Here is an 18,885-nt window from a genome sequence, read left to right as displayed (position 1 = left end):
GGTGCTTCCTCTCCTACGCCTGCGAGGTGAGCTGTCGGGTTCGGGCTGGAGTTGCCCGGTCACGCACGAGTGTGTTGTGGCCACACTGTCCGCGTGACTTCACCCCAAGCCGTCCGGTGCTGTGGCGCACGGCCGGCACTTACCTGGGTCCCCCGCTCCTGCCGTTCGGTGACGTTGGCTCCTCCACCGGGCGGCAGGACTAGGCGTCCCGGCGAGGCCCGCCGCGTAAGTTGCGGCGGGATTCGAAACGAAAACACAACCAATTCGTCCCGGCAAGGAGCGTTCGTTTACCCATGCCCGGCTCCGGGAATTCGAGGGGCCCCGTATACACGGTGTGCTGCGGGCCGTTACCTCTCCGTTAGCTTCGATCTTTGCTGTGGCAACGCCAAAAGGGCCGCATGCCAGGAGAGTTGACCGGACGTAAGGCATTGCCGTGCGGTGAGTGACGTATTGCCGGGGGCGGTTCTGTTAGTCACGTCACGCCGCATCGCAGACGGTCTCATTCACGCCGAAACGACTGAAACGGACTTATTGCTCTTAGGGGATATGCGGCTCAAGTTGCTCGCCAAGTCTCGGTGAATGTCGGGAGTTAGCCGCTTCCGTACGTCACTGTCTGCCTTGGTCCGGGTCGGCCGCCCCCGCAACGCCCCCCGCGTGCCCCGGCGGTGGGGTGGCGTGATAACGGCGCTCGGGGCGCCCCGTCGTGCCGTAGCGGAGTGTCACCTCGGCGCGTCCGGTAGCGACGAAGTGCTCGAGGTAGCGGCGGGCGCTGACCCGGGAGAGGCCGCTGCGTTCGGCGCACTCGGAGGCCGAGAGTCCTTCCGGGCAGCCGTCCAGGGTGCGCCGTACGAGCGCCGCCGTCTGCGCGGTGAGCCCCTTGGGCAGGCTGGGTGCCGCCGTCGCGGCGCGCTGTCCGCCGCCGCGCGGCCCACCGCCGTACGCCCCGCCGTACGTGCCGCCCCCGCCCGGTGCGCCCTCCGTGCGGTCGCCCGCGGAGGCCGCGCGGCCCGCGCCCGTACGGACACCCCTTCCGTTGCCACCGCCACCGCCACCGCCACCGCCACCGCCACCGCCACCGCCACCGCCACGGCCACCGCCGCCGAAGACCCGGTCCAGGTCCGCCTGGTTCGCCGCGCCCAGGTCCGCCAGCTCCTGCCGCCTGTGCGCGTACTGCAGCAGCCGTTCCCGCAGGGTGCCGCCCTCGAAGGGCTTGACGATGTAGTGCACGGCGCCGCCGCGCAGTGCGCCCCGTACGGTCTCCACGTCCCGTGCGGCCGTCACCACCAGGACGTCGACCCCGTGTGTGCCGGGCTCCTCGGCGGCGCGCAGCTCACGCAGCACATCCAGGCCCGAAATGTCCGGAAGGTACATGTCCAGCAGTACCAGCTCCGGACGGAGTTCCCGCACGGACGCCAGCGCCTCGGCGCCGCTGCGTGCCTCCCCGACGACCGTGAAGCCCGGGGTCCGCTCGACCAGCGTGCGATGCAGCCGGGCCACCATGAAGTCGTCGTCCACGACGAGCACGCGGACGGGCGGTCCGGCGACACCGGCACCGTGGCGGCGTCCGCCCGCGGTGCCGGTGCCGGTGCCGGTGCCGGTCCCGCCGCTGGTGCCGCCGTTCATCCCAGCGCCCCGTACCGCACGCCGGTGAGCCGCTCCGACGCCGTCCACAGCAGCTCCGCCGCCACGTCGTTCCGCGTCCACGGGGCGCGCCAGGACGGGCCGGGGGCACCGCGTACGAGCAGCACGCGCGGGCCGGTGAACGAGTCCGGTACGACACCGGGCGCGGTCGCCGCGTACAGGCTGGGCGCCGCGCCCAGGTCCGGCGGCGAGGCGACAACGGTGTTCGCGAGCCGCATGGCGCGTTCGCCGGCCCGCCGGCCGGCCAGGCGCGGGCCCTTGGTCTGGAGTTCCGTCGCGGAGTAGCCGGGGTGCGCGGCGGCGGCGGTGAGCGCGTGTCCGTCGGCGCGCCGGGCCAGTTCGCGGGTGAAGAGGAGGTTCGCCGTCTTGGAGCGGCAGTACGCCTCCCAGCGGCGGTAGCGGTGCTCGCTGTTGAGGTCGCGGATGTCGATGTTGGCCAGCGCGTGCATCATGCTCGACACGGTCACCACCCGCGCCGACTCCGACGCCAGCAGCCGGTCCAGCAGCAGGCCGGTGAGCGCGAAGTGCCCGAGGTGGTTCACGCCGAACTGCGTCTCGAAGCCGTCGGCGGTCCGCGCGTACGGCACGGCCATCAGCCCGGCGTTGTTGACGAGCACGTCGAGCCGGTCGTACGGCAGCCCCGCCGCGAAGGCCCGTACGCTCCCCAGATCCGCCAGGTCCAGCGGACGGAACTCCGCCCGCGCCTCCGGCACCTCGGCCAGCAGTCGTTCGACGGCCGCCTTGCCGCGTCGCTCGCTGCGGCACGCGAGGACGACCCGGGCGCCGCGCCGGGCCAGCTCCCGCGCGGTCACCTCGCCGAGCCCGCTGTTGGCACCCGTGACGACCGCAGTGCGGCCGCTCTGGTCGGGGATGTCCCGTGCTGTCCAGCCCATCGCCCGTCGTACTCCTCGCCTCGCCGCCGGCCGCCTGACCCGTGAGTGGCGTCTCCTCGGAGGCCACAGCGTTGCGCCTGCCCCTTATACACGTCTGCAGCTGCCGACGAAGCCTTTAGCGAAGGACTCGGGGCACGTCGGAGGATGATCTCTATGTCCACCCCTAAGCCTTCGTCGGCCGCGTCAGATGGGTCTAGGGGACACCTCATCCCTCCACCCCCCTCACCTCACGGGTCACGGGTTCTCGCGGCGTGCCTTCTGTGCCGCCCGCGCGAGCGCCCACGGATCCGCCACCACCGGGCCCACGTGCGCGAGCTTGTCGGGGTTGATCACCGAACGGATCGCCTGGATCTGGCCGTCCAGCACGTCGAGCACGAGGGCGTTGAAGACCTTCCCGGCCGCGTCGCGGAAGATCGCGCCCGGCTGGCCGTTCACCTCGTGCGGCTCCACCACCACGCCGATCCGGTGCAGCGGGTGGACGAACGAGGCGAGCACCCGCGCCACCTTGTCGGCGCCGTTGATGGGGTTGGCCCACTGCGGTGCCTTGCCGCCGCCGTCGCCGACCATCTGGACGTCGGCGGCGAGGAGTTCGCGCAGCCCGTCGACGTCGCCGTCCCTGAACGCGTCGAAGAACCGCTCGGCGAGCTTCTCGCGCTCCTGCCGGTCGGCCTCGAACCGGGGCCTGCCCTCGTCCATGTGGCGCCGCGCCCGTACTGCGAGCTGCCGGCACGCCGCGTCCGAACGCCCCACGGCCGACGCGATGTCCGGGAAGCCGAACCCGAACACCTCCCGCAGCACGAACACGGCGCGTTCGAGCGGCGTCAGCCGCTCCAGCAGGAGCAGCGCGCTCATCGACAGCGAGTCGGCCAGCTCCGCCGAGCGCTCCGGGTCCTGGTACGGGTCGGTGTCGGTGAGCAGCGGCTCCGGGAACCACGGCCCCACGTACTCCTCCCGACGGACGCGCGCCGACCGCAGTACGTCGATCGAGACGCGGGTGACCACCGCCGAGAGGAACGCCTTGGTGGACGCCGGCTGGGTCGGCGAGGCCGCCCAGCGCAGCCAGCTCTCCTGGACGGCGTCCTCGGCCTCGCTCACGCTCCCGAGGATGCGGTACGCGATCGCGAACAGCAGCGGCCGCAGCTCCTCGAACTCCTCGGTCCGGTTCATCCCAGCGCCTCCCGGAAGCCCTGCCGCCACGACGGATAGTGCGGTTCCCAGCCGAGCTCGCGCTTGGCCTTGGCGTTGGAGAAGCCGCGCCCCTCGGTCATCATTGTCACCGCCACCTCCCCGGCCAGCAGCCGGGCCAGCCACTTGGGCACCCGCACCGGCGGCTTCGCGCCCGCACAGGCCGCCAGATGCGGCAGCCACTCGCCGGCGGGGGCCGGCTCGTCGTCCACGATGTTGAACACGCCCCTGGCCCGCTGCTCCACGGCCAGTACGGTAGCGCTCGCCGCGTCGTCCAGGTGCACCCACGAGGCGTGCCCGGTGCCGCGCCCCACCAGCGGGAACTGCCGCTTCCGTACGAGCTTCACCTGGTCGTCGGTGGCGCCCGGTCCGTACAGCCCGCCGTAGCGCAGGACCGCGCCGCCGGCGCCGACGACCACCTCCTCGAGGTGGCGGATCGCCTCGGCCCCCTTGTGTGCGACCGTTCCCTTCTCCGGATCCAGCGGGTCCTCCTCGGTCTTGATCCAGCCGTCTCTGCGGATGCCGTTCCAGTTGGCGTAGCTCTGCGCGACGACATGGCTGACGCCGGTCGCCTGGGCGGCGGCCAGCAGATGATCCGTACCCTCCGTACGCAGCCGGATGGTGCGGGCGAACCAGCGGTCGAAGTGCTTCAGATCGGGCTTGCCTGCGTGCGCCGCGGAGATCGCGGTCATCTGGTGCACGAGCGTGTCCGGCCGCGCCCAGGCCACCGCCTCGCCGACCGACGCCGGGTCGAGCCCGTCCATCACGACGGCCTCCGCGCCCAGCCGCTCCAGGGAGGCCAGCTTGGCGGCGCTCGTCGTCGTGGCCGTCACGTGGTGCCCCCTGCTGACGAGCCGCGGCACCAGCCGCCGCCCCACGACCCCGGTCCCGCCTGCCACGAACACCCGCACAGCCATCACCTTCCCGACACCCGACTCGTCCCTCGCCCACGGGACGAGACAGGCTCCGTGATCTGTGACATCGGGCGCGTACGGCGGCCGCGTACGGGCCGATGGCCCTCTGGTCACGGAGGGATACGGCACCTGCCTCGGCCAGGACACCAACCCGGCGGGCGCCCGCGACTGAGCCCCGCCCCTCACGCGCCGTGCCGGGGCCCGTGCCGGGGCTTGGGGCGCGTCCAGAGCGTGAGGTCGCTGCTGGTCGCGACCGCCAGGGTGCGGCCGGAGGGGGAGAAGCCCGCTGCGCGGAGCTCGGAGTAATCGGCGTGGAAGACGTGCCACCACTTCTCTCCCGGCGGCCCTTTGTGCAGCCCTCCGTCCGTGGACAGGAAGACGCGGTGGTGCGGCCAGTCGGGGCTGACGACGTCGAGGCCCCAGCCGTCCGGCGTGGTGCTGTGCAGACCGCCGCCGAACAGGCCCGCGATGCGCACCCGGGTGCCCTGGACCGGCCCGAGCCCGGGGCAGGTGAGGTCGGGGTGCGCGTCGGGCGTACTGGTCGCCGGGTCGGGGTCCCGGTCGCGGGCGATCTTCTCGCCGGTGACCGCGTCGAACAGCCCGTGACCGTCGTGGGAGACGACCATGACGAGGTCGTGTCCGCTCTCGGCGTGGACGGCGAAGCCGATGCCGAGCAGCCCGCCGACGGGGGTTCCGTACTCCACGACCGGCTGCCACGGTTCCGGTGCGGGCATGACGGGAGCGGCGAGGTAGTGCTTCCGCAACCGCCGCTGATACGTGGTGAGCAAAACGTCTCCTCGGTCCGGTGCGCACCGAGGATCTCTCGCCGCGCCGGCCCCGGTCGACCCGGATGCACGGCGGCTGACCGGCTGGCTGCCCGAGGGCTGCCCGACGGCCGCGGCTCGGGAGCCCGGGACCCGTCCCGAGGGGGCGGGGCTAGGGTGCGTGGCCCGTACGAGGGGCCCGTACGAAGGGCCCGTACGAGGGGCCCGTACGAGGGTCGGTGCGTGGAGGGGTGATGAGGGGTGCGGCACGATGTCGAGGCGTTCCACTTTCCCGCGCGGCACGACCCGCTGCCCGAGCCCGAGCTGACCGACGAGGTCGACCGGCTGTGGCACGAGCGCCGCTACAGGTCCGCGCTCGACGTGATCCTGCGGTTCCTGCGTACGGAGGGCAGGGACGCGGAGGCGTACCGCTGGGCGCTGATGCTCCTGCACGCCGGGCAGCGCGGTACGCCCGACCCGGACGTCGTCGAGCCGGTGACCCCGGAGCAGCACGGGAGCCCGTACTTCGCGCCCGTGGCGACGGAGTGCGCCGGCTGCGCGCGGTTCTGGTACTCGGGCCATGTCCCCGTCGAGCCCGAGAACTTCGTGGTGTCCAACCCCGTCGGCCTGCAGTGCCAGGCCTGCCGCTACTCCCTGTGCCGCGACTGCCTCGACCCGCGGGACCGCAGCTGCCCGTACGAGAGCTGCGGCGGCGAGCTGGGCGTGCCGGTGCTGCCGACAGGGCGCCCGCGCGGGATGCCCGCCAACCCGTTCACCGAGAAGCTGGAGCACGTCCTGATCCTCTGGCGGGAAACGCCGACCAGCCAGGAGGAGGCCGACCAGCTGGTCGATCTGGCCTGCGCCTGGCAGGACCGTGCGGGGCTCACCGTACGGTCGCAGGTGAACCAGGCGGACGAGCGGGACGGCGAGGAACTGGAGCGCCGGATGGGCCTCGTACTGGTCGGCCTCTACGAGCGGCACGGGATGATCAGCGAGGGCGGACTGCTGCACCGCACCCGCGTGGTGCCGATCGAGTCGCCCAGCCGGGGGCGGCGGCTGGTGTTCGTCACCGCGGCCCCGGAGACGGGCCCCGCGTCCCGGCTCTCCGGGCCGGTCACGTACTTCCTGTTTGATGACGAGGAGGGCGAGGGCGAGGACGCCGCGGACGGTTACGGTGCCGGGGACGGGCCCGGTGCGCGCCCGCGCAAGCGCCGCTGGTTCCGCCGCCACGGGTGAGCCGCGGGATACGTTGGCGCGCCGGGCCGCGTGCACATCGAACTGCCCGAGCCGTAACGGCCCTGCGCGCGCACGGCGTACGCCCTCCGGCGCGGCTAGCCTGAGGCGTATGGGCGAGCTGGATGAGCTGGACGGGGTCGAGGTCATCGCCTTCCCGGACGCCGCGGCGTTCGAGAGCTGGCTGGCCGAGCACCACACGCGCCACGAGGGCGTGTGGATCAGGATGGCCAAGAAGAAGTCCGGCATCCCATCGGTCACCGAGGACGAGCTCGTCGACACCGGCCTGTGCTACGGCTGGATCTCCGGCCAGCGGCGCGCCTTCGACGAGCGGTACTACCTCCAGAAGTACGTCCCCCGCCGCCCCGGCAGCCTGTGGTCCCAGGTGAACGTCGACAAGGTCGCCGAGCTCACCGCCGCCGGGCGCATGCGCGAGCCGGGGCTGGCCGAGGTGCGCAAGGCGCAGGAGGACGGGCGCTGGGAGCGGGCGTACGCGTCGCAGAAGACGGCGGTGACGCCACCCGACCTCGCCGCGGCGCTCGAGGCGGACCCCGCGGCCAGGGAGGCGTACGAGGCGCTGGACAAGACCGGCCGGTACCAGTTGATCCTGCCGCTGCTCCAGGCCCGTACGCCGGAGGGCAGGCAGGCCCGTCTTGAACGGGCCCTGCGCGCGCTGGCGGAGCGCGGGTGACAGAGGGGTTGCCGGACGGGGGGTGACCGACGGCGCGTGCCACACTGCGGCATGACGGACACCGGGAACGGGCGGCGGACGCGGGAGAGTTACGACGCGGTCGCCGAGGAGTACGCGGCACGCCTGGGCGACGAGCTCGCCGCGAAACCGCTGGACCGCGCGCTGCTCGCGGCGCTGCTCGAGCAGAGCGTGCAGGGCGTGCAGGGCGTGCAGGGCGTGCAGGGCGCGCAGGAAGGGGCGGGCGACGCGGCCGTGCGGCTCGTCGCCGACCTCGGGTGCGGACCCGGACATGTCGCGGACTGGCTCGCCGGCCACGGCGGTGTGCGGGCGGTCGGGATCGACCTCTCGCCGGAGATGGTTGAGGTCGGCCGCCGCAGCTACCCGCGCGTCGAGTTCCGCGTCGGCGACCTGCGGGAACTCCCGGCGGCGGACGGCGAGTTCGCCGCGGCCGTCGCGTTCTACTCCGTCATCCACCTCGAAGCGGACGGGCTGCGCCCGGCGTTCGACGAGATGCGCAGGGTGCTGCGGCCCGGCGGACTGCTGCTGCTGGCGTTCCACGCCGGGACCGAGGTGCGGCACCTCGACGAGTGGTGGGGGCACGGTGTGGACGTCGACTTCCGGTTCCTCGAACCGGAGCGTGTCGCCGAGACGCTGACGACCGCGGGCTTCGCCGTCGAGGCGCAGCTGGAACGCGCGAGCTACCCGGCGGAGGCCGAGACCCGCAGGGCGTACGTACTGGCGCGGCGCCCGGAGTAGCCGCGCCGCCCGCAGCCGGGAGCGGGCCTTGTCCCGTCAAGCCCGTCCGGCGTTTGAGGACGGTCCGGGGCGGCCACGCGGCGGCACAGGGTCCGATGCCTGGACCGTAGTCGGCCGGGTTCGGGCCCGTTGTGGCTGAGGGCCGTCCTCAATCGCCGGACGGGCTGGGAGTGGTGGCTTGGGCCGTCGAGAGGGCGTGCCGACGGGCTGGGATTGGTGGCGGGCGCCGTCGAGAGGGCGTGCGGACGGAGGCGTGGTGCGGCCGTGCCACCCTGGCCCGTAGGCGCCGCGCGCACCGGCCGGGTGGGCAGGGTGGCGGCGCGGTGAACGGGAGGAGGTCCGGGTGCCGAGGTCCGTACCTGGGGAGAACACCGCCGCAGCGGACGCGGGCGAGAGCGCCGACGCCGTACGCGACGGGGACGCCGTACGCGACGAAGGCGCCGTACACCCCCACCGCACCGCACGCACCGCACGCGACGAGCGCGCCGCACGCGACGAGCGCGCCGCACGCGACGAGCGCGCCGACGTCGCCGCCTTCCGCCGTTCCCTCGGGCTGTCCCGACTCGTCGACGTCCACACCCACTTCATGCCGCAGCGCCTGCTCGCCAAGGTGTGGGCGTACTTCGACGCCGCCGGGCCGCTCGTCGGCCGTCACTGGCCGATCACGTACCGGCACGAGGAGCGGCAGCGGCTGGAGACGCTGCGCGGCTTCGGCGTACGGGCGTTCACGTCCATGCTCTATCCGCACAAGCCCGGCATGGCGCGTTCGCTGAACGACTGGGCCGCCGAGTTCGCCGCCCGCACCCCCGACTGCCTGCACACGGCGACGTTCTACGCGGAGCCGAGCGCGCTCGACGACGTACGGCGCGCGCTGGAGCAGGGCGCGCGGGTGTTCAAGTGCCACCTCCAGGTCGGCGCGTACGACCCCAACGACCCGCTGCTGGACGGCGTGTGGGCGCTGCTGACCGAGGCGGGCGTGCCCGTCGTGACGCACTGCGGGTCGGGGCCGGTGCCCGGGCCGTTCACGGGGCCCGGCCCGGTGGCGGCGCTGCTGGCGCGGTATCCGCGGCTGCCGCTGACGGTCGCGCACCTGGGGATGCCGGAGTACGAGGAGTTCCTGGCGCTGGCCGAACGGTACGAGCGGGTCACCCTGGACACCACCATGGCCTTCACGGCGTTCGTGGAGGAGGCCGCGCCGTTCCCGCGCCGTGCGCTGCCGCGGCTGGCGGACCTCGGGGACCGCGTGCTGCTGGGCACGGACTTCCCCAACATCCCGTACTCGTACGCCGACGCGCTCCACGCGCTGGAACGCACGGACCTGGGTACGGCGTGGCTGCGGGCCGTCTGCCACGACAACGCGGCGCGGCTGTTCGGCCTGTAGCACGCACCTTGCGGTGCGGAAAAGCGTGGAGGCGGCGCGGTCCCCGGCCCTAGTCTGGCCGTATGCCGCACGCGAAGACCTCGTTCGTCTGCCTGCCCTGCCGGGCCTCGTACAAGCAGCCGCACCCGCGGATCGGTGTGCCGCGCGCGGGCGAGTCCGCGGAGCGGCGGTGTCCGCGGTGTGCGCGTGCGATGGTCCATGTCGGTTCCGCTTTCGCGCCGCCGAAGCGCCGGGACACGGAGGCGTGGCGGGTGCTGTCGGTGCTGCTGCACGCGGGCGTCCGGTTCCACAAGAGCTGCTGCGACGGCCCGGGTTACCGCCCGCGCACCCTGGGCGAGGTGCGCGAACGGATGGCGTACGCCCGGGTCACCGGCGAGCCGTTCGCCACGGCACTCGTACGGCCGGAGTTGCCGGAGCGGTCCTGAGCCTGCCGGAGCGGTCCTGAGCCTGCCGGAGCGGTCCTGAGCCTGCCGGACCTGCCAAGGACCTGCCGGACCTGCCGGACCTGCCGGAGCCGTCCTGAGCAGCCCCGCCCGGCGGCCCCGGCTTACCAGTCGGCCGCCCCCGCGGGCTGCCGAGTGGTCACGTTGAACCGGTTGAAGAGGTTCGTCACGCCGATCATCAGCGTCAGCGCCGCCAGCCCCCGCTCGTCGTAGTGCCGCGCGGCCTCGTCCCAGACCTCGTCCGGCACCGGGTCCGCGCGGTCGCTGAGCCGGGTCGCGGCCTCGGTGAGCGCCAGCGCGGCGCGTTCGGCGTCGGTGAAGTACGGCGCCTCGCGCCAGGCCGCCACCGCGAACAGCCGCTCCTCGCTCTCGCCCGCCTTCCTGGCGCTGCGCGCTCCCGCGTCCACGCAGTACCCGCAGCCGTTGATCTGGCTGGCGCGCAGGTGGACGAGCTCCAGCGTGTGCCCGGGTACGCCGCCGTCCCGCGCGACCTTGAGCAGGTCGAGTACGGGCTGTGTGATGCCGGGGAGGACCACCGCGGGGTTTCGTGTACGTGCCTGCATGACGTTCTCCTGTTGCCTGGGCCGTCGAACGGCCTGCCTGGGTGCCGCGCTCCTGCGCCGGCATTCCACTGACGTACGGCGGCGGGCGAGTGTGACGGCGGGCGTTGACCTTGTCCCTGGGGGAGGCCGCAGCATCGGCCGTGCCGGGCCGACCGCCCGGCCGGGGAACGGGGAACGGGGAATCCGGAGCGGGGAAGAGGGAGCGGGGAGGGAGCGGGCATGGCGAGTACGGCGCTGCTGACGATCGGGGCCTTCGCGCGGGCGTCCCGCCTGTCGCCGAAGGCCCTGCGGCTGTACGACGAGCTCGGCCTGCTGCCGCCCGCCCGCGTCGACCCCGCGACCGGCTACCGGCTCTACGCGCCCGCGCAGCTGGAGCGGGCCCGCCTGGTGGCGTGGCTGCGCAGGATCGGCATGCCGCTGGCGGAGATCCGGCACGTGTGCGGGCTGCCGGGGCCGGACGCGGCGCGCGAGGTGCGCGCGTTCTGGTCGCGGGTCGAGGCCGACACCGCCGCCCGGCGGGACCTCGCCGCGTTCCTCGTCGACCAGCTGTCCGGGAAGGAACCCGAGATGTCCGAGACTCGTACGCCGCCGCCGGAGATCCGCTACGCCGCACTGTCCGACGCCGGGCTGGTCCGCGACGGCAACCAGGACGCGGCGTACGCCGGTTCGCGGCTGTTCGCCGTGGCCGACGGCTACGGCGGCGCGGGCGCACCGGCCAGCGCGGCCGCCATCGAGGTGCTGAAACGGGAGCTGGAGACGGCCGGACCGGGTTCCGGTTCGAGCTCCGGACCCGGTCCCGGTTCCCATTCCGGTCCCGATTCCGGTTCCGGTTCCGGCCTCGGGAGCGTCCCGGCCGGCGACCTCCTCAACGTGCTGGAGGACGCCGTCGCCCGCGCCAACGCGGCGGTCCACAACGCGGCCCGGGACGCGCTGCCCGCCGAGTCCGGTACGACCCTGACCGCCATGCTGTGGACCGGCTCGCAGCTGGCACTCGTCCACATCGGGGACTCGCGCGCGTACGTCCTGCGTGACGGCGGGCTCCGGCAGATCACGCACGACCACACGGTGGTGCAGGCGCGCGTCGACGAGGGCCGGCTGAGCCCCGAGGAGGCGGCCTCGCACCCGCAGCGGTCGCTGCTGGCGCGGTCGTTGGCGGGCGGCCCGGAGGTGGACGCGGACGTGCGGCTGCACGACGTACGGCCCGGTGACCGCTACCTGCTCTGCTCCGACGGCCTGTCCGCCGTCGTACCGGGCGGTGACCTGCGCGACGTGCTCGCCGCGGCCGGCGAGCCCGACCGGGCCGTACGCGAACTGGTCGCCGCCGCGCACCGCTTCGGCGGTCCGGATAACGTCAGCTGTGTGGTGGCCGACGTGCTGCCGCGTACGGCGTAGGCGGCGCCCGCGGTGAGCGGGCGCGCGCATGGACCGGACGAACGGACGGCCGGACGACGGACCGACCGGCGGCCGGACGACGGACCGACCGGCGGCCGGACGACCGACGGCGAAGGAGCGTGCACGTGCCCGCTGATCAGTACCCCGACGGCCCCGCGGGCCGTACGGACCACCGGGCGGCCCCCCGGCTCACCCACGGCATGGCCGACATCGAGCCCGGCGTGTACGACCCCTCCGCCGTCACCGACGCGACCTCGACGTGTACGTCTCGGCGTACTCCGCGCCGGGCGCGATGCGCGCCGGGTTCGAGGTGTACCGCACGTTCGACCAGGACGCGGAGGACAACCGCGCGGCACTGCGGCGCAACGGCAGGCTGACCGTGCCCGTGCTGGCCGTCGGCGGCGCGATCAGCACGACCGGGCCGCTCATCGAGGAGATGATGCGGGAGGTCGCGGAGGACGTCACCGGCCTGGTCGTGCCGGGCACGGGGCACTGGATCCCGGAGGAGGACCCGGAGGCGGTCGTGGCGGCCGTACGGGACTTCGCGGGGCCGCCGTAACGTCGTCCCGCCCCCCTTCTCCTTCCGGAAAGCACTCCGGACGACTCTCCGGAAAACCTTCCGGAAAATCCGCCGGCGGTGTCGATGCGGCCGTTTCCCGTTCGTGGACGAGGGCACCCCCGAGCCGGAGGCCCTGGACCGGGTGATGGCGGAGGGCGGGCCCGGCAAGGCGGGCGAAGGGCCCTGAGCCGCGCTGAACGGCGCCGGGCCGCCCTGAGCCGCCCTGAGCTGCGCGGCGGTTTGCGGGCCACGCCCGAACTCAGCCGGTCACGGGGCCGCTCCCGTCTGTGCCGCGCGGGCCGTGGCGAGCTGCTCGGCCTTCTCCTGTGCGTGCTTCTTCAGCCCCTTGAACTTCACGCTCTGGGCGAGGCCGCGCAGTGTGCTCAGCGCCGACTCGCTTCCGATCAGGACGAGTACGTCGAGTCCGCGCACCGCGTGGTGGTGGCCGTCCTCCGCCGGCCAGGCACGGATCAGTGGGACGAGGCGGCGTACGGTCCGGTCGTCACCGAGGCGGCCCAGGGCGGTGAACTGCCAGGCGTGCATGGGCTTCGCGCCGTGCTCCTGCCAGTGCCGGAACAGCGCCCAGCCGAACTCGGCGAGCGACTGCCCGTCGCACGCGTCCAGCACAGAGGCGAGGTCCGGATCCGGGTCCGGTATCCGGCCCTGGCCCGCGTCCAGGTCCGCGGGCGCGGTGATCGCCAGCAGGGTGAGCAGGTGGCGCACGGCGGGCACGGGCAGCGCGCGCTCGCGGCCCCGCAGCAGCACCTGCGGCAGCACCTCGGCGTCCACGCCGAGATCCGTGGGGATCTTCCTGGGCGGCCGCAGCTCCTCCGGATCGCCGGCCAGCAGCGCCTCCACCAGCTCGGCCGGCCGCTCACCGTGCTCCCGCGCCGCGTCGAGCACCGCGTCCCTGCCCTCCTGGCCGGCGAGGAAGTGCAGCGCGTACTCGGCGGCGGTACGGGCACGGCCCGCCTTGCCCAGTGCGACCGGTACGAGATGGGGCAGCGCGGCCCGCCCGTGCCGGGCGAACCAGGCGACCGCCGCCTCCCGCGCCGCCTCCGTGTTCAGCAGCCAGTGGGCCATCGCCTGCGCGACCTCGCCGGAGCGGAACGGCAGCAGCAGCTCCGGGCCGTACGCCGGGCGGGACCGGGCGTAGTCCAACGTGACCGGCAGCGCGTCCAGTTCGAAGCGGGCTATGAGGGTGCGCAGCCAGCCGTCCGGGCTCCACGGCCCGCGGTTCCCGAAGCCCCGCTGCTTGCGCCAGTCCGGCGCCCACTCGCGCAGCACGGGCCGTACGAGCTCCTCGGGCCCCTTCGCGAACATCCCGGCCTGCCAGTACAGCTCCGCCTGGACGGGCTCGACCGCCACCCCGTCCCGGATGTTCGCCATCCGCTTCTCCCAGACCTCGTCCGGCCTGCCCGGCGGCGGGGCGGGCTCCAGCGTCACGCTGTTCCGGCCGGGGTTCGCAAGCTCCGTACGCCGCCAGGTCTCGCGCTCGCCGGGTGCCCACGCCATGGTCCGCTCCTCGGGGGCGTACAGGCCCTTGAGCACGACGGGCCTGGCCTTCGGCGCCGTACGGGCCCAGGGTGGGTCCACGAGGAGCCGCGGCAGCGCGTCCGCGGAGGATTCCGGGAGCCGGCCGTCCGCCGCGGACAGCTTCTCGACGGTCGCGCGGGTGTCGTCGGGCAGCTCGGGCAGCATGCGCGGCAGCAGTTCGGCGTGGGCACGCAGGTGGTCCGTCAGCAGCTCCTGCGCGGTGGCGTCCCCGCCGGCCGTGGCGGGGGCGAGGAGACGTACCGCGCGCACCGGGAAGCGCCGCATGGTCTCGCGCAGCGCGGTCCGCATGTGCGCGTTCCCGGCGCGGTCCAGCATCAGCCGGAACGCCTCGTCGCCTGGCAGTCTGCCCAGCACCTCCAGCAGCGCCTTGCGCCGTCGGGGCTCGTCGTGGTGCTCGCCGAACGCCTCCGCCAGATACGGGGCGATCGCGGGCCCCACGCCGTCGGCGAGGGTGACGAGGTTCCCGATGTCGTAGCAGTCGGAGACCGATATGTGTGCCGCGGAGCCCAGCATGTCCAGGTGCGCGGGTAAGCCAAGAGCGCGCAGGAGCAGCTCCCTTGGCATGGAGTGCTCCGGCGCGGCGCAGCACTCGTCCACCCAGGCGTGCTCCGTCGGCACGAGGTAGGCGCTGAGCGCCTGCCGCACCGGTGTCGTGCGCAGCCCGGCCAGGAGATCGACGACGTCCCCGTACTCGGTGTCGGCCGCCGCCGCGAGCAGCAGCCGCAGCCTCTTGGCGGCGTCCGGAGACCGGGAGTCGAGACCGGCGCCGTCGCGCAGGACCAGGCCGCTCTTGGCGGCGCCGTAACCGCCGACCTCGATGTCGCAGCGCTCCAGGAAGGCGTGGACGGCGAACCGCAGACCGTGCGTCGTGACCCAGGCGTCGACGAACCGCGCGGTCATCTCACCGCTGTGGAACTCCGACTCGGGGACGGCCGCGACCGCCGCCGCGCCCAGCGGGCTCACCGTCCCGGCCAGATGCTCCCGCGCCGCCGCGGCCAGCGCCGGGTCGGTGCGGCGGTGCGCGAGCACCTTCTCGATCACGTCGGCGTACGGGGCACGCAGCTCCTCCTCGCCCACCGTGGCCCGTTTGATCTTCGGTCCGGGCGCGCCGCCGCGTCTGGGGTGCAGATGCCGCTGCCAGGATTTCGGCATGTCGAGGACGTTCTCGCGCGGAAGGGCGGGGTCGTGATCGGTCATGGTCAGGACCGTAACGGAGGGGTCTGACAACGCGGGGGCGGCCGTGGGACGGCAAGGGGGAGCAAGGCGGGGGAGCAAGACCCGCCCCGCGCCCGGCCGTTGGCCCGCCCCGCCTCAGACCCCGGCGGGTGCCGGTGCCGCCGGGACCGGTGTTGCGGGCGGGCCCGGCTGCCGCCGCGTGGAGCGGAAGGCGCGCCGGTACGCGTACGGGCTCGTGCCCACGTGCCGGCGGAAGCGGTCGCGGAACGCGGTCGGCGAACCGAACCCCGTCTGCGCGGCGATCCGTTCGACGGAGTGCGCGGTCGTCTCCAGCAGGTGCTGCGCGTGCCGTATCCGCGTGTGCTGGAGCCACTGCAGCGGCGTGGTGCCGGTCTGCTCGCGGAAGCGCCGGTTCAGCGTGCGGGTGCTCATACCGGCGCGGGCGGCGATGTCGGCGAGGGTCAGCTCCTGCCGGGAGTTCTCCGTCATCCAGCGCAGCAGCGGCTCCAGCGTGGCGCCGTCCGGCGCGGGCGGCTCGTGCACGATGAACTGCGCCTGCCCGCCGTCCCGTTCCAGCGGCATCACGCAGATGCGGGCGGTGTCGGCGGCGACCGCCGTACCGAGATCGCAGCGGATCATGTGCAGGCACAGGTCGAGCCCGGCGGCGGCGCCGGCGGAGGTCAGGATCCGGCCGTTGTCGACGTAGAGGACGTCGGGATCGACCTTGATCTCCGGGTACCGGTGGGCGAGTTCACCGGTGGCCGCCCAGTGCGTCGTCGCGCGCAGCCCGTCCAGCAGCCCGGTCTGCGCGAGGACGAACGCGCCCACGCAGATCGACGCGATACGCGTGCCCGCCCGCGCCGCGGCCCGGAGCGCGTCCGCCACCTCGGGCGGCACGCCCGCGGACACGTCGGGCGTGCCCGGCACGACGACGGTGTCCGCCTCCGCCAGCGCCTCCAGCCCCCAGTGCGCGCGCAGCGTGAACACGCCGCCGTCGGCCTCGACCTCCTCGGTGGCCGCGCACACGCGGACGCGGTACGCGTCGCGGCCGTCGGGGAGCCGGGCGCGGCCGAAGGTGTCGATGGGCGTCGACATGTCGAACGGTACGACCCCGTCCAGGGCGAGTACGGCCACGGTGTGCATGGCCGCACCGTAGGCGGTCGACGGATTCCTGCCAAGCCGGTACGGCGGGGCCGAGGACCCGTATGGGCTGGCCACGCGGGCGAACGGGCTGATGGCGAGAATCAGTTGATGTATGGCATCAGCGCCACTCCCCGTCCCGGCGGCCGTTCCCTAGCGTGAGGGGCCGACGCGCCCGCCGGCCCTGCCGGGCCCAGCACCGTAGGGAAGCCCGTTCCGTGACCAAGTTCCTCCTCGCCGTCCATGTACTGGCGGCCATCCTCGCGATCGGGCCGGTGGCCGTCGCGGCCAGCATGTTCCCCGCCGCGCTCCGCCGGGCGGCGCCCGAGGCCGGGCCCGCCGCGGCGGCCGACCCGCAGGGCGTGGCGGTGGTCCGTACGCTGCACCGCATCTGCCGGGTCTACGTCGTCATCGGGATCGTGGTCCCCGTCTTCGGGTTCGCGACGGCCAGCAGCCTCGGCGTGCTCGGCGACGCGTGGCTGATCACGTCGATCGTGCTGACGGCGGTCGCGGCCGCCGTGCTGGTGCTGTGCGTGCTGCCGGGGCAGGAGGCGGCCCTCGCGCGGCTGACCGGCACGGACGCGGACGCCGGTGCGGACTCGGACCCGGACGGGGACCCGGGCGGCGCGGACGCCGATACGGCCGCCCCGCCCCCTACGCCCACCGCGATCCGTACGCCCACCGTGTCCGTGTCCCGTACGGCCGCCCGGCTCGGCATGTACACCGGCGTGTTCAACCTGCTCTGGGCGATCGTCACCGTGCTGATGATCGTCCGCCCCGGCTCCACGACGGGAGCGTGACCGTGTCCCGTCGCCCGGACGCGCTGCTCGTCGCCGCGCACGTCGAAATCGTCTCGCTGATCGTCCTGTTGACCAACCTCGCCACCGCGCACACGCCCGCCGTGTCCTCGCTCGCCGGCCCCACGCACGGCTGCGCCTACCTCTTCGTGGTCGTGGCGGCCGTACGAGCCGCGGGCGGCGTACGTACGCGGGCCGCGGCCCTCGCCGTCGTCCCCGGGATCGGCGGGCTGCTCAGCCGCCGCCACCTCGGCCTCGTGTCCTCGGCGCCCGCGGCCGACCGCACCACGGGCTGACCGGCCCGCCTGACCGCTCCGCCTGACCGCCCCGCCTGACCGCCCCGCCTGGCGGCCGTACGGCGGTGACCTGCGGTGACCGTTCGCCGTACCGCGAACACAAGGGGTTCTTGCTCAGGACCCGAGACGGACGCCCTATCGTGGTTACATGTCCACCCCTGAGCTGATCCGTATCGTGTCCCGGGCTTCGCCGATGGCCCTGGCCCAGGTCGAGCGGGTACGCGCCGAGCTGGCGCGGCTGCACCCCGGCATCCGTACCGAAGTGGTGCCCGTGACCACCTCCGGCGACCGGTGGATGGGGTCGCTGTCCGCACTCGGCGGGAAGGGCGCGTTCACCAAGGAGGTGGACGCCGCGCTGCTCGCGGGCGAGGCGGACCTGGCGGTGCACTGCATGAAGGACGTGCCGGCCGACCGGCCGCTGCCCGCAGGCACCATGTTCGCCGCGTACCTCAAGCGCGACGACATCCGCGACGCGGTCATCCACCCCGGCGGGCTGACGCTGGACGAGCTGCCCGCGGGCAGCCGTATCGGCACCTCGTCGGTACGGCGGATCGCTCAGCTCGCCATGTCCCACCCGGAGTTGGAGTGCGTGCCGATGCGCGGCAACGCCAACCGGCGGATGGAGAAGATGGAGGCCGGCGAGGCCGACGCCCTGCTCCTCGCGGTGTCCGGGCTGGAGCGCATCGGCCGGGAGGACCGGATCACCGAGATCCTGCCCGTCGAGACGATGTGCCCGCCGATCGGCGCCGGAGTGCTCGGGCTCCAGTGCCGCGAGGACGACGAGGACACCATCGGCACCGTCTCCGCGCTCGGCGACCCGGCGGCCTGGCGCGAGACCTCCGCGGAACGGATGTTCCTCCACGTCATGCAGGGCCACTGCAACTCGCCCATCGCCGGCTACGCCAAGGCCGAACGCGACGGCCGGCTCTCACTGCGCGCCCGCGTCTTCAGCCCGGAGGGCAAGGTCGTCCTGGACGCGCACGAGTGGGCGGGGCCGCTGGACCCCCCGACGCTCGGCACGTCGGTGGCCGTCGCCCTGCTGCGCCAGGGCGCGCGCGAACTGATCGACTCGATCCCGCACTGAGCTGCTCGTCCTTCAAGGCCGACTGCTTCAAGGCGGCCACCGCGCACGGACTCCTTCAAGGCCGACGGTGACGGCTGAACCAGTCGCGGGAAGACCTGGGCGCCGCCAGCAGCAGAACGATGGTGAGCCCGTACACGATCCGGGCCGGGCCGTTCACGCCGGAGGCGCCGCCGGCGGGCATGATCGCGACGGCCGCTCCGATCATGATCACCACGACGCGGGCGCCGCGGTTGCCCTGCCACAGCCCGAGGGCTGCCGCGCTCGGAAGGAGCGCGAGCAGAAGGAACAGGGCGCCGGCGGGGCCGCCCTCGGCAAAGGCCATGATCGCGATCACGATCAAGGCGAGGGCAGGCAGCGCGATGAGCGCGGTCACCGCCGTGACGGGCACCGGCGGTCTACGTGTCTTGTTCGCAGTCATCG

Annotated in this window: 19 protein-coding genes and 1 riboswitch; of the genes, 10 read left to right on the top strand and 9 right to left on the bottom strand. The window is 73.7% G+C overall.

The features are described from left to right. Nucleotide 1: 1 nt before the first annotated feature. Nucleotides 2-181, bottom strand: a riboswitch (cyclic di-AMP (ydaO/yuaA leader). Nucleotides 182-606: 425 nt separating this feature from the next. The 5 genes from DVA86_RS19480 to DVA86_RS19460 all read right to left on the bottom strand — a co-directional run bounded on the left by DVA86_RS19480 (nt 607) and on the right by DVA86_RS19460 (nt 5,421). After that, on the bottom strand, nt 607-1,623 hold the full coding sequence (locus DVA86_RS19480) for a response regulator (protein ID WP_208880027.1): 1,017 nt from the start codon (nt 1,621-1,623) through the stop codon (nt 607-609). After that, on the bottom strand, nt 1,620-2,534 hold the full coding sequence (locus DVA86_RS19475; RefSeq protein ID WP_208880025.1) for an oxidoreductase: 915 nt from the start codon (nt 2,532-2,534) through the stop codon (nt 1,620-1,622). Before DVA86_RS19475 ends, DVA86_RS19480 begins: the two co-directional genes overlap by 4 nt. Before the next feature lie 234 nt (nt 2,535-2,768). Next, nucleotides 2,769-3,701 (bottom strand): RNA polymerase sigma-70 factor, encoded by a 933-nt coding sequence (locus DVA86_RS19470; protein WP_208880023.1) that lies wholly within the window; start codon nt 3,699-3,701, stop codon nt 2,769-2,771. Further along, nucleotides 3,698-4,636 (bottom strand): NAD-dependent epimerase/dehydratase family protein, encoded by a 939-nt coding sequence (locus DVA86_RS19465; RefSeq protein ID WP_208880021.1) that lies wholly within the window; start codon nt 4,634-4,636, stop codon nt 3,698-3,700. Before DVA86_RS19465 ends, DVA86_RS19470 begins: the two co-directional genes overlap by 4 nt. 179 nt (nt 4,637-4,815) lie before the next feature. Next, a complete protein-coding gene (locus DVA86_RS19460) occupies nt 4,816-5,421 on the bottom strand; it encodes a hypothetical protein (RefSeq protein ID WP_208880020.1) in 606 nt (201 codons plus the stop codon). A 237-nt stretch (nt 5,422-5,658) separates the two neighbouring features. Between DVA86_RS19460 and DVA86_RS19455 the strand changes: the two genes are divergently transcribed. From DVA86_RS19455 to DVA86_RS19435, 5 genes are all read left to right on the top strand, one after another. Beyond that, nucleotides 5,659-6,633, top strand: a complete 975-nt coding sequence (locus DVA86_RS19455; RefSeq protein WP_245996788.1) for a hypothetical protein — start codon at nt 5,659-5,661, stop codon at nt 6,631-6,633. Between the two features lie 109 nt (nt 6,634-6,742). Then, nucleotides 6,743-7,321 carry a YdeI/OmpD-associated family protein gene (locus tag DVA86_RS19450; RefSeq protein ID WP_208880018.1) on the top strand — a complete coding sequence of 193 codons (579 nt, stop codon included), beginning with the start codon at nt 6,743-6,745 and terminating at the stop codon, nt 7,319-7,321. 51 nt (nt 7,322-7,372) lie between these two features. After that, nucleotides 7,373-8,077: a class I SAM-dependent methyltransferase gene (locus DVA86_RS19445; RefSeq protein WP_208880016.1), complete on the top strand. Its 705-nt coding sequence runs from the start codon at nt 7,373-7,375 to the stop codon at nt 8,075-8,077. A gap of 553 nt (nt 8,078-8,630) precedes the next feature. Further along, the gene (locus tag DVA86_RS19440) at nt 8,631-9,458 is read left to right on the top strand and encodes an amidohydrolase family protein (RefSeq protein WP_245997669.1); all 828 of its coding nucleotides are present in this window, start codon (nt 8,631-8,633) and stop codon (nt 9,456-9,458) included. Nucleotides 9,459-9,520: 62 nt separating this feature from the next. Beyond that, nucleotides 9,521-9,883 carry a deoxyxylulose-5-phosphate synthase gene (locus DVA86_RS19435; protein ID WP_208880012.1) on the top strand — a complete coding sequence of 121 codons (363 nt, stop codon included), beginning with the start codon at nt 9,521-9,523 and terminating at the stop codon, nt 9,881-9,883. Nucleotides 9,884-10,005: 122 nt separating this feature from the next. Here DVA86_RS19435 and DVA86_RS19430 read toward each other — a convergent pair whose 3' ends face one another. Next, complete coding sequence (locus tag DVA86_RS19430) at nt 10,006-10,464, bottom strand: carboxymuconolactone decarboxylase family protein (protein WP_208880010.1); 459 nt, start codon at nt 10,462-10,464, stop codon at nt 10,006-10,008. A gap of 219 nt (nt 10,465-10,683) precedes the next feature. Between DVA86_RS19430 and DVA86_RS19425 the strand changes: the two genes are divergently transcribed. Both DVA86_RS19425 and DVA86_RS19420 read left to right on the top strand, forming a co-directional pair. Next, a complete protein-coding gene (locus DVA86_RS19425; protein WP_208880008.1) occupies nt 10,684-11,856 on the top strand; it encodes a MerR family transcriptional regulator in 1,173 nt (390 codons plus the stop codon). Between the two features lie 259 nt (nt 11,857-12,115). Further along, a complete protein-coding gene (locus tag DVA86_RS19420) occupies nt 12,116-12,415 on the top strand; it encodes an alpha/beta fold hydrolase (RefSeq protein ID WP_208880006.1) in 300 nt (99 codons plus the stop codon). 267 nt (nt 12,416-12,682) lie between these two features. Here DVA86_RS19420 and DVA86_RS19415 read toward each other — a convergent pair whose 3' ends face one another. Together DVA86_RS19415 and DVA86_RS19410 are read right to left on the bottom strand one after the other, a co-directional pair. Beyond that, the gene (locus DVA86_RS19415; RefSeq protein ID WP_208880004.1) at nt 12,683-15,169 is read right to left on the bottom strand and encodes a hypothetical protein; all 2,487 of its coding nucleotides are present in this window, start codon (nt 15,167-15,169) and stop codon (nt 12,683-12,685) included. A 114-nt stretch (nt 15,170-15,283) separates the two neighbouring features. After that, the gene (locus tag DVA86_RS19410; RefSeq protein ID WP_208880002.1) at nt 15,284-16,291 is read right to left on the bottom strand and encodes a GlxA family transcriptional regulator; all 1,008 of its coding nucleotides are present in this window, start codon (nt 16,289-16,291) and stop codon (nt 15,284-15,286) included. Nucleotides 16,292-16,506: 215 nt separating this feature from the next. Between DVA86_RS19410 and DVA86_RS19405 the strand changes: the two genes are divergently transcribed. The 3 genes from DVA86_RS19405 to hemC all read left to right on the top strand — a co-directional run bounded on the left by DVA86_RS19405 (nt 16,507) and on the right by hemC (nt 18,465). Beyond that, nucleotides 16,507-17,088, top strand: a complete 582-nt coding sequence (locus tag DVA86_RS19405; protein ID WP_208880000.1) for a DUF2269 family protein — start codon at nt 16,507-16,509, stop codon at nt 17,086-17,088. After that, complete coding sequence (locus DVA86_RS19400) at nt 17,085-17,381, top strand: DUF3817 domain-containing protein (RefSeq protein WP_208879998.1); 297 nt, start codon at nt 17,085-17,087, stop codon at nt 17,379-17,381. Before DVA86_RS19405 ends, DVA86_RS19400 begins: the two co-directional genes overlap by 4 nt. Before the next feature lie 148 nt (nt 17,382-17,529). Next, nucleotides 17,530-18,465, top strand: coding sequence for a hydroxymethylbilane synthase (gene hemC / locus DVA86_RS19395; protein WP_208879996.1), 936 nt, complete (start codon nt 17,530-17,532; stop codon nt 18,463-18,465). Between the two features lie 55 nt (nt 18,466-18,520). On the opposite strand, the gene DVA86_RS19390 is transcribed toward hemC, so the two are convergent. After that, nucleotides 18,521-18,883, bottom strand: a complete 363-nt coding sequence (locus DVA86_RS19390) for a hypothetical protein (RefSeq protein ID WP_208879994.1) — start codon at nt 18,881-18,883, stop codon at nt 18,521-18,523. Nucleotides 18,884-18,885 lie beyond the last annotated feature (2 nt).

The sequence above is a fragment of the Streptomyces armeniacus genome (genome assembly GCF_003355155.1).
GTDB classification, from domain to species: Bacteria; Actinomycetota; Actinomycetes; order Streptomycetales; family Streptomycetaceae; genus Streptomyces; species Streptomyces armeniacus.
This window is presented reverse-complemented; position numbering and strand designations above follow the sequence as displayed.